The organism is Flavobacterium sp. B167r (assembly GCF_056824315.1).
This window is the reverse complement of sequence record NZ_CP124859.1, coordinates 917,514-933,853: the sequence shown is the minus strand read 5'-3', so window position 1 is coordinate 933,853 and position 16,340 is coordinate 917,514. Positions and strand designations below refer to the sequence as shown.

14 protein-coding genes are annotated in these 16,340 nt (G+C 33.0%); 1 reads left to right on the top strand and 13 read right to left on the bottom strand.

Annotated elements, in window-relative coordinates; all coding sequences use genetic code 11:
• Positions 1–142: 142 nt before the first annotated feature.
• The 13 genes from QLQ96_RS04345 to metG form a co-directional block, all read right to left on the bottom strand.
• Complete coding sequence (locus QLQ96_RS04345) at positions 143–1,273, bottom strand: OmpA family protein (RefSeq protein WP_482494981.1); 1,131 nt, start codon at positions 1,271–1,273, stop codon at positions 143–145.
• Between the two features lie 121 nt (positions 1,274–1,394).
• Positions 1,395–2,789: a hypothetical protein gene (locus tag QLQ96_RS04340; RefSeq protein ID WP_482494979.1), complete on the bottom strand. Its 1,395-nt coding sequence runs from the start codon at positions 2,787–2,789 to the stop codon at positions 1,395–1,397.
• Positions 2,790–2,819: 30 nt separating this feature from the next.
• Complete coding sequence (locus tag QLQ96_RS04335; protein WP_482494977.1) at positions 2,820–3,449, bottom strand: CatA-like O-acetyltransferase; 630 nt, start codon at positions 3,447–3,449, stop codon at positions 2,820–2,822.
• On the bottom strand, positions 3,449–4,156 hold the full coding sequence (locus tag QLQ96_RS04330) for an HAD family hydrolase (protein ID WP_482494976.1): 708 nt from the start codon (positions 4,154–4,156) through the stop codon (positions 3,449–3,451). The genes QLQ96_RS04335 and QLQ96_RS04330 overlap by 1 nt, the downstream gene beginning before the upstream one ends.
• A 172-nt stretch (positions 4,157–4,328) precedes the next feature.
• Positions 4,329–5,216 carry a DMT family transporter gene (locus QLQ96_RS04325; protein ID WP_482494974.1) on the bottom strand — a complete coding sequence of 296 codons (888 nt, stop codon included), beginning with the start codon at positions 5,214–5,216 and terminating at the stop codon, positions 4,329–4,331.
• Between the two features lie 91 nt (positions 5,217–5,307).
• Entirely contained in the window at positions 5,308–6,204 is an 897-nt protein-coding gene (locus tag QLQ96_RS04320) for a hypothetical protein (protein WP_482494973.1), read from the bottom strand.
• Between the two features lie 137 nt (positions 6,205–6,341).
• A complete protein-coding gene (locus QLQ96_RS04315) occupies positions 6,342–7,793 on the bottom strand; it encodes a hypothetical protein (RefSeq protein WP_482494971.1) in 1,452 nt (483 codons plus the stop codon).
• A gap of 138 nt (positions 7,794–7,931) precedes the next feature.
• On the bottom strand, positions 7,932–9,455 hold the full coding sequence (locus QLQ96_RS04310) for a flotillin family protein (protein ID WP_482494970.1): 1,524 nt from the start codon (positions 9,453–9,455) through the stop codon (positions 7,932–7,934).
• Positions 9,456–9,466: 11 nt separating this feature from the next.
• Entirely contained in the window at positions 9,467–10,030 is a 564-nt protein-coding gene (locus QLQ96_RS04305; protein ID WP_482494968.1) for an NfeD family protein, read from the bottom strand.
• 142 nt (positions 10,031–10,172) lie between these two features.
• A complete protein-coding gene (locus QLQ96_RS04300) occupies positions 10,173–10,448 on the bottom strand; it encodes a hypothetical protein (protein ID WP_482494967.1) in 276 nt (91 codons plus the stop codon).
• A gap of 107 nt (positions 10,449–10,555) precedes the next feature.
• Positions 10,556–11,374, bottom strand: a complete 819-nt coding sequence (locus tag QLQ96_RS04295; protein WP_482494966.1) for a hypothetical protein — start codon at positions 11,372–11,374, stop codon at positions 10,556–10,558.
• Between the two features lie 2 nt (positions 11,375–11,376).
• A complete protein-coding gene (locus QLQ96_RS04290) occupies positions 11,377–12,264 on the bottom strand; it encodes a DUF488 domain-containing protein (protein ID WP_482494964.1) in 888 nt (295 codons plus the stop codon).
• 25 nt (positions 12,265–12,289) lie between these two features.
• The gene (gene metG / locus QLQ96_RS04285; RefSeq protein ID WP_482494963.1) at positions 12,290–14,425 is read right to left on the bottom strand and encodes a methionine--tRNA ligase; all 2,136 of its coding nucleotides are present in this window, start codon (positions 14,423–14,425) and stop codon (positions 12,290–12,292) included.
• Positions 14,426–14,836: 411 nt separating this feature from the next.
• On the opposite strand from metG, the gene QLQ96_RS04280 reads away from it, so the two are divergent.
• Entirely contained in the window at positions 14,837–16,339 is a 1,503-nt protein-coding gene (locus QLQ96_RS04280; protein WP_482494961.1) for a family 43 glycosylhydrolase, read from the top strand.
• Position 16,340 lies beyond the last annotated feature (1 nt).

Here is a 16,340-nt window from a genome sequence, read left to right as displayed (position 1 = left end):
GTAGCAGTTTTTTCATAAATGAAATTTCATCAAAATTTATTCCAAATTTTATGAGATTTTCTGTAAGCTTCTATTTCTGGCATAAAAAAAGCCCTTAAGATTTTTTCTTAAGAGCTTGTGAATCAAGTTATATGAAAGGTAATTATTTTACATTAAAAGTAACTCTTCTAGCTAATCTTCTCGCTTCATCAGAATCTTTTTGAATTGATATATCAGCACCATTCCCAACAACATTTAAACGAGAAGAAGCAATTCCTGCTTTTTCGAAAATAGTTTTTACGTTTGTTGCTCTAAGATTAGAAAGTTTTTCATTGTATTCTGCTTTTCCAACTTGGTCAGCATAGCCTACAAGGTCAAGAGAAGCTGAAGGATTTTTTCTTAAGTAGGTTAAAACTACATCAATCGCGGCTGTTGAGTTTTCGATTGGAGTTGTTTTATTGAAATCAAAATACACACTGTAGTATTTATCATTAATCATTTTTTTGATCAAATCATTATCTGCTGGTTGTGTATTATTGATCTGTTTTTCAACAATTACTTCTTTCTGTGCAGGGATCTTCTTGATTTGAGCTTCAAGATCTGAAATTTTGTTTTCTAAAAATGAAATATCACTGTTCTCGTTAGTTATTACTACCCAGTCTGCATGTTTTGCATTTTTTCCTAAGTAAATATTTAAACCAACAGTTCCATTGAAAACTAATCCAGAAAAACCTCTAGAACCTACAATAGGCGTTCCGTTAAAAGTGTGATCTTGAGATGCGTTTAGAATAGTCGATAAGTCACCGATTAAAGCAACTCTGTCTGACAATCTAATTTGTCCAGTTACACCAGCAATAAAGTTGCCCATTCGATCCTCTTCTTTAAAATTATCGCTTGTTAATTGGGCAAATCCAAAACCAGCATGTCCTAATAACCCAATGCGATTTGTCCAAGTTTCAAAATTCATGATGCGACCTAAGTTAGCAACCGCTTGTAAATCTGCTCTATAATATTTTGAATCAAAATCAATCGAGCTGCCTTTTGCGGTGTAACTGTTGTATCCAAAATCTACTTTTAAACCAAATTTGTTGTTCAACATATAACGAACACCTAAATCACCAGTCCACGGACTAAAAAAGTTAGTAACATATCCATTATTAAATGGACGTTGAGGTTTGTTAAAACCTGCGCCTAAATCTACAGACCATTTATTAAAACTGCTATTTTTTTCTGTTTGCGCATGTACTCCAGTTAAAGCTAAAGCAAATGCGAGAGTCATTACAACTTTTTTCATTGTTTTCCTGTTTAAATTTTATTCAAAACAACAATAAATTGTAAGTAAAAACCTTCTTTAGGGATCAAAAAACTATTAAAATAGGGTAGGTTGAAAAATAGGGGTAATAAAGTAATTTGTTTTAATTTAATCCGTCGGTAAATTTGCGCAGAACAAGTTGTTTTGCAACAATATCATAATAACTTAAAATGCTGTAATTGCTTAGTTTAAGTGTATTTGGGAGAGTGGTTTCTTTGTGAGAATCTAAAAAGTAAAAGATTTTATCAGAAGTAAAAGGTTCGTGGGTTTCGTGGGTTAAATCTAACTTTTTGGTCCAGACACTTTCAAAAAACACAGAATAATTGCTCTCCACATTGTAATAACTGTTTGAAGGGAAATCGCCAAAAGGGTCATTAAAATTAAAACCATTCATAGACATTGTTTTCAAAGTGCTGCCCGTTCCTCCTAAAGTGATAAAAAGATTGTTTTGATTTTTATAAACCGAAAGTCCTGAATCAAGAGAAGACAATGCTTTTAAAAATTTTGCTGTATTCTTCAATTTTCGAGGTTCACGATCTTCAATCTGCATCAATAAAGGCGAATTACTAAAACGGATTGTATCGTTTTTTGAAACGGCAAATGTTTTTACGGATTTGCCAGATTCATAATCTTTAATGTCAAACAACAGTTCGTCAGCGTTAACATTGATTTGATACAATTTATTTTCGTGGTAAAAAGAGTTGGACGTTTTTGGATTTTTCTCTCCAACAGGTTTCATAAACGTTTTTTCTTTTATTCCTAAACTATCTAAATCAATATCAAACAATTGGGTTTTTCTAAAACTTTGATCGAAAGTTAGAATCAAACGGTTTGGAAGGGTGTAAAGTTTACTTTTGGCAGTTACTTTGTATAGCGGATTATATTCGCCAGAATCCATTTTTTCTATCGGATTTTCATTCAAGATTTGACTGAATGTTTTGGGCTGGGTTTTACGGTCTATAAATTTGAAAGAACTAAAATCTAGAAACCTCTCTTGAGCGATTCCGTTTTTAAAAACAAAAGCGGTCAATGCTTCTTTTGTCTTTTCTTTCATTAACAGATAGAAATTATTGTCTTTCTGGTAGTTCGTTAATATAAATTTATCGTCAAGCGGAATTGGAAATTTTAGCGCTCTAGTAGTTTTGTTTTCCAGATAATATTTAATCAAAATAATTGATTTTTCTTCTCTCGAAAACCAATATAAAGTAGGATTTCCGTCTTCGCTAAAACTATAGCCCATCAAAGATTTGTTCTCTACAAATTGACGGTTTGTAACAAATTTATCTCTTAAGAATAAAGCGCTATTGTATTTTAATATGGAAAGACTGTCTGCGCTGGCTACAAAAACAAATACATCATGGGTAACCGTATTTTCGCCAGTCATGATTTCCGATTGATCTATTTTGTTTTTTAAATCGATTGCATAAGAAGTCAATACTGTCTGACTAAACAAAACAGTATTGGAGATTAAAAACAAAAAAAGAAAAATTCGTTTCATGTGTTTTAGTTGCAAATTATTCCGCTTCTTTTATTGATTCATAAGCTTTTGAAAAAGATCTACAAATTGACCAAGATGCATTCCGTCCATTAAACCGTGATGCACATAAACAGCCATCGACATCGTTCTTTTTCCAGTTTCAGAAACCATCATTTTTCCAAACGAAATTTTCGGACAGCTGTCTGGATAGGTGAAACTGCGGGCATGGGTGATGGAACTAAAATTCAACCACGGAATTGCCGAGAAATGAATGAGATTATCATCATCAAAAGATCTCGTGAAAAGTCCTGTTGTGTTTTGAATACGTTCAATTTCAGTTAATGCAATTTGCTCAAATGTTTTAAAATCGGGATGATATTCAATTAAAGAAAACCCAAAAGTGCCATCTTCCCGACCAATTGTTGCCGACGCATCGACACGATCGTTAATATAAATCTGGTTTTCTGAAATTCGGTATCTAAAATTCTCAATGGCATTTACTGCCGCCAATGTTTTATGCAAATAGAAAATGAAGAAAGAAGCGTTCAAGCTTTTTGCAGTTTGATATGCTTTGGTGCAATCAATTTCTACAGTAGCGCCAAAAAAAGGTTCTTCCATTTGTTTGAAATGCGCAAAATGCTCTTTTCTATTCCAATTTTCTAAGTCTAAAAGTGTTTTCATTATAATAAATTCGGAACCACTTCTGCGATAGTTTCAAATGAACTAAAATGCTCGTGTTCTATAGTATGATTGATTTTTTCGTGTTCCCAAGTTGTATGAAACGGAATATGAACGGCATAACCGCCAATTCCTAAAACTGGCAGAACATCTGATTTTAATGAATTTCCGATCATCAAAAACTCATGCGCTTGAATGTCTAAACGGCCAAGCAGTTTTTGATAATCAATTTCTTGTTTGTCTGACATTACTTCGATATGATGAAAATAATGTCCTAAACCAGAACGATGCAATTTACTGTGCTGATCTTTCAAATCGCCTTTTGTAGCCACGACCAATTTGTATTTTCCTTTTAAGGCTTGAAGTGTATCTTCAATTCCGTCTAGAAGTTCGATTGGTTTTTCAAGCAGTTCTTTTCCGTATTGAATGATTTTCTCAATCACTTCAACCGGAATTGTATTGTTTGAAATGTTCATCGCAGCCTCAATCATCGAAAGAATATAGCCTTTAATTCCGTAACCGTACAAAGGAAGATTAGCGATTTCGATTTTGAATAATTCCTGCGAAATGCCTTGATGCGAAAGATAATCTTCCATCAAAGCGCAAAATTTATGTTCGGTTTCTTGGAAATATGGTTCGTTTACAAACAAAGTATCATCGGCATCAAATGCGATTACTTTTAGGTTTGGTATTTTAGTTTTATGTAACATGGTGTTTTTTGTTTCAAGTTTTATTAGCCACGAATTCACGAATTATAGCTAATCAGATAATTGATTTTTAGAAGTGATGAAGTAATTTCACTAATTTTTTTACTCGGATTAATTTCTGTTAAGATAAAAAAATAAATCTGCTCAATCTGTGTAATCTGCGAGAAACTTTCTTTTAGCTTTTAGAAAATAATCGTTTCAAAGAAATAGTTTTATCGTAAAAAGTAATTCGGATTCCGAAAAGGAGAACGATTCCACCGAAAACCATTTGTAAAGTTATTTTTTCTTCCAAAAACAACCAAGCTAAAATCGATGTAATTACAGCTTGACTTAATAAACTTAACGAAACTCTTGTCGCACGCATGTGTTGTGTGGCAAAACTAATCGAAAGCCAAGCGCACAATTGACAAATTACAGCTTGCAAAACCAAAACAAACCAGCCAGTATTTGAAAATCCAGTGAAAGGTTCGTTTAACGAATAACATAAAACTCCCAAATAAATGCTTGAAGCCATTAAACTGATTGTCATAAACGAAAGTACATCAACTTGAGATAAAACATTTTTGCTGATTAAAAGATAAATCGAATATAAGATTCCGGATAAAACCGCAAAAAGAAACGCTTTATCAAAGTTCAAATCCACAAAAAACTCAAAACCAACTAAAGTGATCATTCCGAAAAGTGAAACTACAGTTCCGATCCAAAAATTAGTAGCCGGACGAACTTTCAAAAAGAAAAACGAGCCAATTCCGACCCAAACTGGAGATAAATTCGTCAAAAGCGAAGCTTGTGTCGCGCTTGATTCCTGAATGGCGATATTCCAAACGGCAACATCCGACGAGAATATAACGCCACAAAGTGCTGCTAAAATTAAAAATTTTGGTTTTGGAAGTTTAAAGTTCCCTGTAATAATGACATAAGGTAAAAGTAAAGTAACTGCAAAAGCCATTCGGTAAAATGCCGAAATTAGTCCTGGAGTTAAACGTAATTTTACCAAGATTGGAAAAATTGAAATACAAAGTATACCGCAGATTAGCGCTAATCTTGGTTTGGTGAGTTTCATGAGGTGTTCTTTAAATTCTAAAAACTGATCTGTTTAATATTCAAAAATAAACAGATGGTCTTTACCTATTTTAATTTATGAAGATTTTTTATTAGTTAAATTCAGCAGTTGGTTTTGTAGTTGTTTGATCGACATTTTCTAATGAGATATCTTGTATTCCATATTTTACTTTTAAGTTGGCTTCATTAGCTGAGTTTAAAAGAAAATTATCTTCGAAAACAGTGTTTTTTTCAAATTGAAATTCTTTATAACTATGATATTTCCCTTCAAATAATATCTTATCCGGGAATTCATATTTGTGTGCGTTATAGAGTTCTTCTTTGTTTTTATTTTCCACAATTAATATATCCAATATGTAATATTTTCCATTACTATTATTACCGTCCGAGCTTACAGACATGCTAAAACCAAATGATGTCTGAATTTGAATAGTTCTATCAGATAAAACCCATTCGTAGGAACGTTGATCGAAATCATTGCCAATAGAATAAGAATGTTTGGGATTACCAAGTTTTTTTGTTATTTCATCCAGCTTTTTCTTGCTTTCTTTTTCTGTTGTAAAAGTGGTTTCAGCGTATAATGCTATTGGTTTCTTATTACTATTAGTTAGTAAAGAAAGTGAATTGAAATAAATGTTTTCAAATCTTGCGATACTGTCTAATTCTGGGCTTCTATAAAGATATCCAAAATTTTTAGGAATGTCAATATCCATAAAATCAGTAATTGTAGTACTAATTTTATATTGAAGCATTTCATCTGTCAATTTCCCATCTCGTTTAGCATCATAAGAAACATCGTTTGGGTTTAATATGTTTTGAGAATAAAGTTTAGATGGGTTCTCTTTAAAAGTAATTTTTGCTAAATCAAATTCGGAATTTTTTGAAAGCACAGTTGCTTGTTTTTTAACAACTATTTCGGGAGTTTGCTGGTTTGAATTACAGGATTGAAAAATTAAAGCGAGTAAGAGTAATTTATATAATTTAATCATTTTTTATATTTTTAGCGAATATCTTACTTTTTTATCAATACTAAAAGTTTCAAATAGATTAAAGCAAAAAGCGTGAATCAATTAAATGTTTAATTGATTCACGCTTTTCGAAGTTATATGGACTTTGTTGGTTATGGTTAATCAACAAATTTTCTAATAATGTATTCTTTTGTTTTATTATCATAATAACCTAAATAGTATGATGATTGCACTCTGAATAATGTTTGAGAAGAAACGTCTGTAGTGTCATCAAAAAAGGTTCTGATTTTATCGAAAGCCAATGGTTGTAATTCATTTTTTAGATGATTATTATCTTTATCAAACAAACATTCTATTTTTACTACTTTTCTATTTGAATAAGAATTAAAATTATTCATTGTCGAATTGTAATATGCCATTGTTGCCCCAGCAACAGCCGAAGCGGCAATTCCTACCAATCCGCCACCAATAAATATTGGAGAACTCCCTTGTTTTAATTCAGAAACACTTCCAAGTGTGATTAATGTATTATCACCAATAGTATAGCATGAAATTCCAGAATTTAGTTTGTTTACTTTTCTAATAAACTGCGAACTAGTTTCTAAAATTCTTTTTCCTCCAAAATCACCGCCTTCTTGATAGATTTCTGAATTTTTGAAATCAATAGGAGTGTCTGGTGTTACATGATATTCTCTCAGAACATTTCCGTCAAAATCTTTTATCGCAAAGAAAAAAGAATTAGGGGAGCTTTTCATCTGATATAATTTTTTATCAAAATAAAAGGAATTTGAATTTAAAGTTGCACGATTTTCATTCATAATAATGGTTTTGTTTATGATTTTTTCTTTCGCCGTGTAGTTCTTTAAATCTATTATAAAAATTTGTGTGTAATCTACATTAGAGTCAAGTGTTATAATCAGTTCGTCATTATCGACATAACATTTTCTTTTTTTGGCTCCGTCTGTAATAGAAGTCGGTGTTTCTGAATTAATATTTTGTAGTGAAAACGGAGCTTCAAAAGCTAGCACACTTTCTTCAAAGATACCGTATAGGTTCGTTTTTGTATAGTCTTTTTTATAGAAACGGAAATTGCTTAAGTCAATTGTTTTTGTTTCGTGATATCCATCTTGATCAAAAACATGAAGCTTTAAGGTACTGGTTTCTTTTACTATTGTTAAGATAAAAAATTTATCATTGGAACTAAAACCTTGCAAAACCTGCTCGTTCTGGATAAGTAAAGTCAATTCCTGTGTTGAGATCTTTCGGGTTTTAAAATCATAAAATTGAGAAATGACTAAGCTTCGGTCTTTAGATGCCCAAAATAGCCTTGCATTAGAATTGGTTGAATTATATCCAATCATTTCGGCAAATTTTTTCTTATCAGGTCTTTCGCTAGAAATACTATCAATAATCTGCATTTTTTCATTTAAGCGTATTGCTTTGACTTTGATCTTATCACTAACAAATAAAGTCACTTCTTTATCATTGTTTACAATTGGAAGAACATCGCGATGCTTTTTTAATTCCAGTGATGTATAATATACAAGTTCCTGTGAAAATGAAATTAAACTAAAAAGTAATAGTGCAGCAAGGAATAGTTTTTTGGGCATTCGCAATTATTTGAGATGTATTGTATTAAAGATTTTTGTGCAAATCTAAATACTTTCTGTTATTATAAAAGCAAAAGCGCAAATCAATTAAAATGTTAATCTGATTCACGCTTTTTTTTATTTTAAAAAAGAAGCCTTTTACTCTTTTGTTTCTTCAACTTGAATAGTTGGAGGAACTTCGGGAGCAGCATCTTCGCCTTTCAAATAAGTTGGGAGATTTAAACCTGCCATATTGAATAAATCATTTAATGGCGGAACTGTTTTCATCATTCCAGAAACAAAGTTGGCTGTAGAAGAATTTCCGTTTTCTCCCTGACCATTTCCAGAATCCCAAACCGTGATTTTGTCAATTTTGATATTTTTAACGGCTTCAACTTGAGTTTTAACCAATTCAGGAAGTTTCTCCAATAATAAAAGCTGAAATGCTTTGCTTGGATCTCCGCCCGCAGCCGCCACAACTTCTTTGTAACCTTCTGCTTGTTTGGTTAAGATTTCGAATAAACCTTTTGCTTCTGCTTCCATTTTTGCGAAAATAGCGTCGGCTTCTCCTTTTGCATTTTCTCTGATTGTTTCTGCTGCCGCTTGAGCTTCGATAATAGCTCTTTGTTTGGCAATTTCTGCAGGAATTACAATGTTCGCAATTTGTGTAGAACGTTCTCTTTCAGAACGAGCCAACTCGGCTTTTTGCTCTGCAAGATAAGATTCTTCTAATGCTTTTGCTTGTTGTACTTTTTCTGCTGCTATTGCAATACGCAAAGATTCTGCTTCTTTTTCTCTACGAATAGCTTCAGAATTGGCGATAGCGATTTTTGCCTCGTTTTCCCCTTGAATTGCAATCGCATTGGCTTCAGAAGTTTTTACCCTTGTGTCTCTTGCAGCTTCAGCTTTACCAATGGTTTCATCTTTAGCAGCGGTTGCAATACTAATTTCTTTATCTTTTTGAGTAATCGCAATTTTTACGTCACGATCTCTGTGCGTTTCTGCGATTTGAGTATCTTTTTCTCTATCGGCAAGAGCCTTACCAATTTCCCCGATTTTTTCTTGTTCTGCAACACTAATTTTTGCTTCGTTGATTGCTTTTGCAGCAGCTTCTTTTCCTAAAGCCTCAATATAACCCGATTCATCTCTAATATCGGTAACGTTTACGTTGATTAACTTCAAACCAATTTTTTTCAATTCGCTATCAACATTTTTAGAAATATTGTCAAGGAATTTATCACGATCAGAGTTGATTTCTTCGATAGTCATTGTTGCAATAACCAAACGTAATTGACCAAATAAAATATCTTTTGCCAGTTCTTGAACTTGTTCTGATGATAAACCTAATAATCTTTCAGCAGCTGTATTCATACTGTCAGATTCTGTAGAAATTGCAATCGTAAAACGACATGGTACGTCAACTCTAATATTCTGACGGCTCAATGCATTAGTTAAATTGGCTTCGATAGAAAGCGGTTTTAAATCCAGAAATGAATAATCCTGAATAACTGGCCAGATAAAAGCACCTCCACCGTGTACACAACGTGCTGAGGTTCCACCTGTACGACCGTAAATAACTAAGATTTTATCTGAAGGACATCTTTTGTACCTCGAGATTAATGCCGAAATGGTTACGAATAAAACGATTGCCGCAACTGCAATCAAAATAATTGGGTTGATCATTATAATTTATGTTAAATGTTTTCTACTATTAAAATGTTGTTTTCGATTTTAATCACTTTCACCGCGCTTCCAGAAGGAATTCTATCATTTTCGGTCATCGCTTCCAGTTCATGATATGCACCGTTAACGCTGATCATAATTTTGCCTTTTCCTTTTTTGTTTTCTGGAATTGTCAAGTAAACTTCGGCAGTCTTATCGAGTGTATTTGTGATTTTAAAAGAATTGTCTTCGGCTAGTTTTTGCACTTGTTTGATTACGAAGAAAAACACAAGCACAAACAAAACTCCAACAACAAAAGATAAAGTAATAAGAAACCATGGCTTTTCGCCAATTGTAGCATAAAATGAAATTCCGGTCCAGCTAAAACCTAAAAGAAAGTTGATTAGGTTTCTTAGTGAGAACCACTGAAAATCTCCGCCATCATGCGAATGCGCGTCAAAATCGGTATCGAAACCATCGGCAATGTCAATACCCGAAAAGGTAATAATGGATTGAATAAGAAAAATTAAACTTGTTGGAATAGCGATATACCAAAAAGACTTCAATAAGGTTGGCAAACTTTCTAATAACTCCATAATTTTCAGTTTTTCGAATAACTTTTGGCGCTAATATCTCATTTTTTTTGTAAGAAAACTAATTTTAAAGAAAAATGTGCTTTAGAGTATTTGTAGAATAAAAAAAGCGTGAAATCAATAAAGAATTTCACGCTTTTATTTTTTAAGCCACTAGAATTTTACTGCATGCTTTATGAATTTGTCTATCCGAAAACGGTTTGAGTGTTTCGGCTAGCATTTCACTGGTTTTGATGCATTCCATCATTTTGGATCTTAAATCTTTGTCATCTCCCAAATCTGTTTCAAGGATTCGGTTGAAAATTTCAGTTAGATAACTGGGCTGTTCTCTAAAATCTCCTTCATACCAAAGATCTGAAAGGAATTTTGCCATTGAAGGCATTACATCTTGATGTGTCGGTTTTTGATTTTCTTTAATCATTCTCTTAAAGTTTTAATTAAAAATCCTTAAGGGTATTTTTTGCAGAACAAACTTACAAATATAAATTTGAAAACCACAATACAAAGTAAGAAAAACATTATTTTTTTCTATTCAAACAAAGAATATTGAGCTTTTGTTTTCGGATAAAAAACACCAATAATCACAAAAGGATTGTTTGATCTCCTTCTATGCCATTGCATAGTTGTTCCTAAGAAAAAATGGATTTCATGTTCTTTAGAAAAAGTATCAAAATATTTATTTCTAACTTTTTCGAGAGCTATTTTTTCGTCGTTATGAGCTTCTGACAAACAGTTCCAGTACAATTCGAAAATTTCCCAATCTTCAATCATTAATCTGCTGGAATTGCCTTCATCATCTTCAAACAAATAATAAAATTTATATGGCGCTTTTCTAATAATCTTTTCGGGATTACTATCAATTTCCATGAATAAATTTGTTTGCTTTCTTAACTCGAGCCATTCATTTTTCCATTCACGCGAATCGTTTTCAATTTCAAAACCCGTGATTTTTGTTGGTTTAAAGGTTGCCAAAGATAAATTTTTAGGAGCTTTTGAGTCATCAATAAGTTTATCTCTGTTGGTGTAAATGTTTTTTAAACAGAAAAATTTTCTTTCTTGCCAAAAATTATTTGTATCTAAAGTATTTATGATTTTTATATCATAGTTATTTGGAGAATGGCTTTCAGGACGAAAGTCATCAGTTCGTTTTTTTACATCTAACTCTATCCAAGTATATTTTTTGAATCCAGTATCTTTTTTGACCTGTTTAAGAAAACTTAATGGAACAGGATAAATTCTTATCCAAGTTCCATCTTCTAATATACCAGCGGTACAAACCAACTCATCATAACTTCTTGATGGTAAGGGATAAGTAGTAACTGTTATTAGAATTTTCTTTACAGGCATAATTACAAATGCTCTAGTTTATATTTGAATTCTTTTAAATTGGTTATTGCTTCTGATAAATGTTTTCGATGGCATTGACAGACATCCGCTTCAAAACATGTTAATGCAATTCTTTTATTAGTTTTAAGTAGATTCAAAATCTCTATTTGATTATCTACAGTTTCATTTAAGTTTGTAGCTTTATATTTCTCAAATAGAGTATCGTAATCGACTTGGGATTTAAGTTCTTGTCTTTGATCCGATTCAATTCCTACTTCGGGTATGTGAATATATTCTATTCCAACACCATTACATGCGTTTTTTAATTGACTTTTGCTAAAGCCATACTTCATACTCAGCGCATTTTTTCTAACATCACATAAAACCTTTATGTTATTTTTTATTAGTTTATTAAGATAGCTTTCTAAAGATACACCCTCATAACCGATTGTAAATAAAACAATTTCATCTTCAAAAGAACGATAATTGTCTAAATCTTTAATCTCAGAAGCACTTAAATGATTTTTTGCAATTATACTATTTATGGCAAAATATGGATATCTTTTATAAGTAAGATTAATTAAATCTTCACTTGTTTTATTAGCATAGATTATTCTAAAATCGGTAATTACTTTTTTATCTTCTTTTGTTAATTCATTTAAATAGTTTGTGTCATCTTCTTTTTTCCAAGATTTATCACTCTCGCTAATTATTCCATACTTTTTTAGCGTAAGTAAATCTGCATTTGCTTGAAATGAAAAACACCCCATTTTATATGGTACGAAATCATATGTTTTTTTTTCTTTTCGAGATCGCGTATATAGAAATAATAGTTTTTGAAGTTGAATTTTTTCTAATTCACCTTCAAAAACTTGGATCAAAGATAGTAAGATTTTTCTTCTGTAATACATGATTGAAAATATAAATTACAAAATATTAGTTTACAGTAGCTCCATTCGGTGCATCAGCATCTGGATTTACGAAAACTAATTTACCTTCTGCATTTGTTGTCATCAAGATCATTCCTTGGCTTTCAACACTACGTAAAGCTCTTGGCGCTAAATTTGCTAAAACAGAAACTCGTTTTCCGATGATTTCTTCTGGAGAAAAACTCTCAGCAATTCCTGAAACAATCGTACGAACATCGATTCCTGTATCTACTTTAAGAACTAAAAGTTTGTTTGCTTTTGGCATTTTTTCAGCTTCTAAAATAGTTCCGATACGAATATCCATTTTCGCAAAATCCTCAAACTGAATTAAATCTTTTTGTGGTTCAGCTTGTTTGTTTTCAGCAAGATTAGCTGTTTTTGTTGCTTCCAATTTATCTATTTGTTTTTGTATTTCTTCGTCTTCGATTTTAGCGAAAAGCAATTCTGCTTCACCAATTTTATGTCCTGCCGGAATTAAATCTGAGTTTTCAGAAATATCATTCCAACCTAATGTTTTATCCAAAATAACATCTGTAGCTCCAGGATGATTCTCTTTCAAGAATTTGCTGAATCCTTTAAAGTGTTCTTTCAAATCACCTAAATTTAAGATTCTTGACAATTTGCCAGCTGTAAAAGGTAAAAATGGTTCAGCTAAAACGCTTAAAGCAGCAACGATTTGCAACGCCACATACATTTGAGTTTTTACGCGCTCTGGATTGTCTTTCATCACTTTCCAAGGCTCTTCATCTGCTAAATATTTATTTCCTAAACGAGCAACATTCATCAATTCGCCCAAAGCTTCACGGAATCTGTAACGTTCAACAGAACTAGAAATTACCGCTGGATATGCTTTTAATTCTGCTAAAGTTGCTTCATCAACTTCTGTAAATTCGTTTGGAGTCGGGATAAGACCTTCGTAATATTTGTTGGTTAAAACCACAACACGATTCACGAAGTTTCCGAAAACAGCAACTAATTCGTTGTTATTTCTAGCTTGGAAATCTTTCCAAGTAAAATCGTTGTCTTTTGTTTCAGGTGCATTTGATGTTAAAGCGTAACGTAAAACATCTTGCTTGTCTGGGAATTCTTCTAAATATTCGTGCAACCAAACCGCCCAGTTTTTAGAAGTCGAAAGTTTATTTCCTTCCAAATTCAAGAACTCATTTGCTGGAACGTTGTCTGGTAAAATATAGCTTCCTTCCGCTTTTAACATCGCTGGGAAAATGATACAATGGAAAACAATATTGTCTTTTCCGATAAAGTGAACCAATTTCGTTTCTTCATCTTTCCAATATGGTTCCCAATCTTTTCCTTCGCGAGCAGCCCATTCTTTTGTAGAAGAAATGTAACCAATTGGCGCATCAAACCAAACGTAAAGTTTTTTGCCTTCAGCACCTTCAACAGGAACATCAATTCCCCAATCTAAGTCACGAGTTACGGCGCGAGGTTCTAATCCTGCGTCGATCCAAGATTTTACTTGTCCGTAAACGTTCGTTTTCCAGTCGTTTTTATGTCCGACTAAAATCCATTCTGTTAAGAAATCAGAATATCTGTCTAAAGGTAAAAACCAGTGTTTTGTTTCTTTTAAAATCGGAGTTTCTCCTGTAATTGTCGATTTTGGATTGATCAAATCGGTTGCGTTTAATGTAGAACCGCAATTTTCGCACTGATCTCCGTAAGCTCCGTCATTACCACATTTTGGGCAAGTTCCCACAACAAAACGATCTGCTAAAAACTGATTTGCTTTTGCATCGTACAATTGTTCTGTTACTTCTTCGATAAAATCTCCTTTATCATATAATGTTCTAAAGAATTCCGAAGCCGTATCGTGATGAATTTTAGCCGAAGTTCTAGAATAATTGTTGAATGAAATTCCGAAATCTTCAAACGACTTACGGATAATTCCATCATATTTATCAATAACCTGCTGTGGTGTAATTCCTTCTTTTTTGGCTTTCATAGAGATTGCAACCCCGTGCTCATCGCTTCCGCAAATAAATGCTACATCTTTTCCTTGCAATCTTAAATATCTCGAATATATATCTGCAGGCACATAAACTCCCGCCAAGTGACCAATATGAATAGGTCCGTTGGTGTAAGGCAATGCCGCCGTGATCGTATATCTCTTTGGATTCTGTGTCATTAATATGAATTTTAGAGTGCAAAAATAAGCAATAGATTTGAGATTTTAATATTACACAGAGATTCGCGGAGTATTTTCGCAGAGATTCGCTAAGATTTTTTTGAATTTAGCTCTCGCAAAGACGCCAGATCTCAAAGTTTTTTGTTCTAGTTTGTCATTTCGAGGAACGAGAAATCACACTCGTTAATCGACAAAGATTGATGAATTTCTTTACGGAATTTCTAGTGTGATTTCTCGTTCCTCGAAATGAAATAGTGCGTTTAGAGTTGGCTTAGAATAAAACTTTCCGACCTTGCCTCTTTGCGAGAACTATAAAAAGCTCCTCGCATCTCTGCGAAACAACCCAACAAAATTCTCTTCAATTAAAACCTTATAGTCTTTTTGACTATATTTGGAAAATATATCAAAAACATGAAAAAAATATATCTAACCTTTTTAGTACTGTTTTCATTTTGTGGTTATTCTCAATCGCAATCAGCAGAAAAGCTAAAACAAAACCAATATTCTAATCCAATTTTTGCTGGCGATTATCCAGATCCGAGTTTGCTTCGTGACGGGAAAGATTATTATGTAGTGCATTCTTCTTTCGATTATTATCCTGGACTTTTAATCTGGCATTCGACCGATTTAATGAATTGGGAACCTGTAACAAATGCACTTCATAAATACGTTGGAGCCGTTTGGGCGCCAGATTTGATAAAGTACAACAACAAATATTACATCTATTTTCCTGCGAATAACACCAATTTCGTAGTTACAGCCGATTCTATAAATGGCCCATGGAGCGAACCTGTAGATTTAAAAATCGGAAATATTGATCCGGGACATGTGACCGATGATAAAGGAAACCGATTTTTGTATTTCAGTAACGGAGGTTATGTTGCTTTATCAAAAGATGGCCTTTCAGTTACAAGCGAATTAAAACATGTTTATGACGGTTGGAAAATTCCGCGCGAATGGAGCATTGAATGTTTTTGTATGGAAGGTCCGAAATTATTCAAGCGAGGAGAATACTACTATTTAACGGTTGCCGAAGGCGGAACTGCAGGACCAGCGACAAGTCATATGGTAATTTCGGCAAGATCGAAATCGCCTTTTGGACCTTGGGAAAATTCGCCACATAATCCAGTTGTGAGAACGAATAGCAGTTCTGAAACATGGTGGTCAAAAGGCCACAGCACCGTTTTTGAAGATGCAAACGGAAAATGGTGGATGATTTTTCATGCTTACGAAAAAGATTATTACAATTTAGGTCGCCAGACTTTATTGCAACCTGTTGAATGGACAAAAGAGGGTTGGTATAAAATTCCAGATAACATACAAACCGATAAACCAATCGCAAAACCAGAAGGGAAAACACTTCCTGAATTTTCTTTAAGTGACAATTTCGGAGGTTCGGCTCTTAAACCGCAATGGAAATTTTATAGCGGAGTAGAAGCTTCAAGATTTAAAGTTGCTAATAATATTTTGACTATTGAAGGAAAAGGTGATGGAGTAGGAAACAGTGCCCCACTTGTAGTTGTTCCAGGCGGACATTCGTATTCTGCTGAAGTTGAAATGGAAATAGAAGGCGACGCCACTGGGGGATTAACGCTTTTTTACGATAATAAATATTACTCTGGAATTTTGGCTGATCAAAATAATATTTTGGCCAATTTGAGAGGATGGCAGTTTCCAACAGAGAAAAATACGCATTCGCGAAAAGTCTTTCTTAAACTAAAAAACATCAAAAATACCGTAGATATGTTTTACAGTCTTGACGGAAAAGATTGGAAAAAAATCGAAAATTCGGTAGAAGTTTCAGGATACAATCATAATGTTTTGAGCGGTTTCTTGGGATTAAGAATTGGGTTATGTTCTATCGGAAAAGGAAGCGTGAAGTTTAAAAATTTCGTTTATAAGACAATAGAATAAC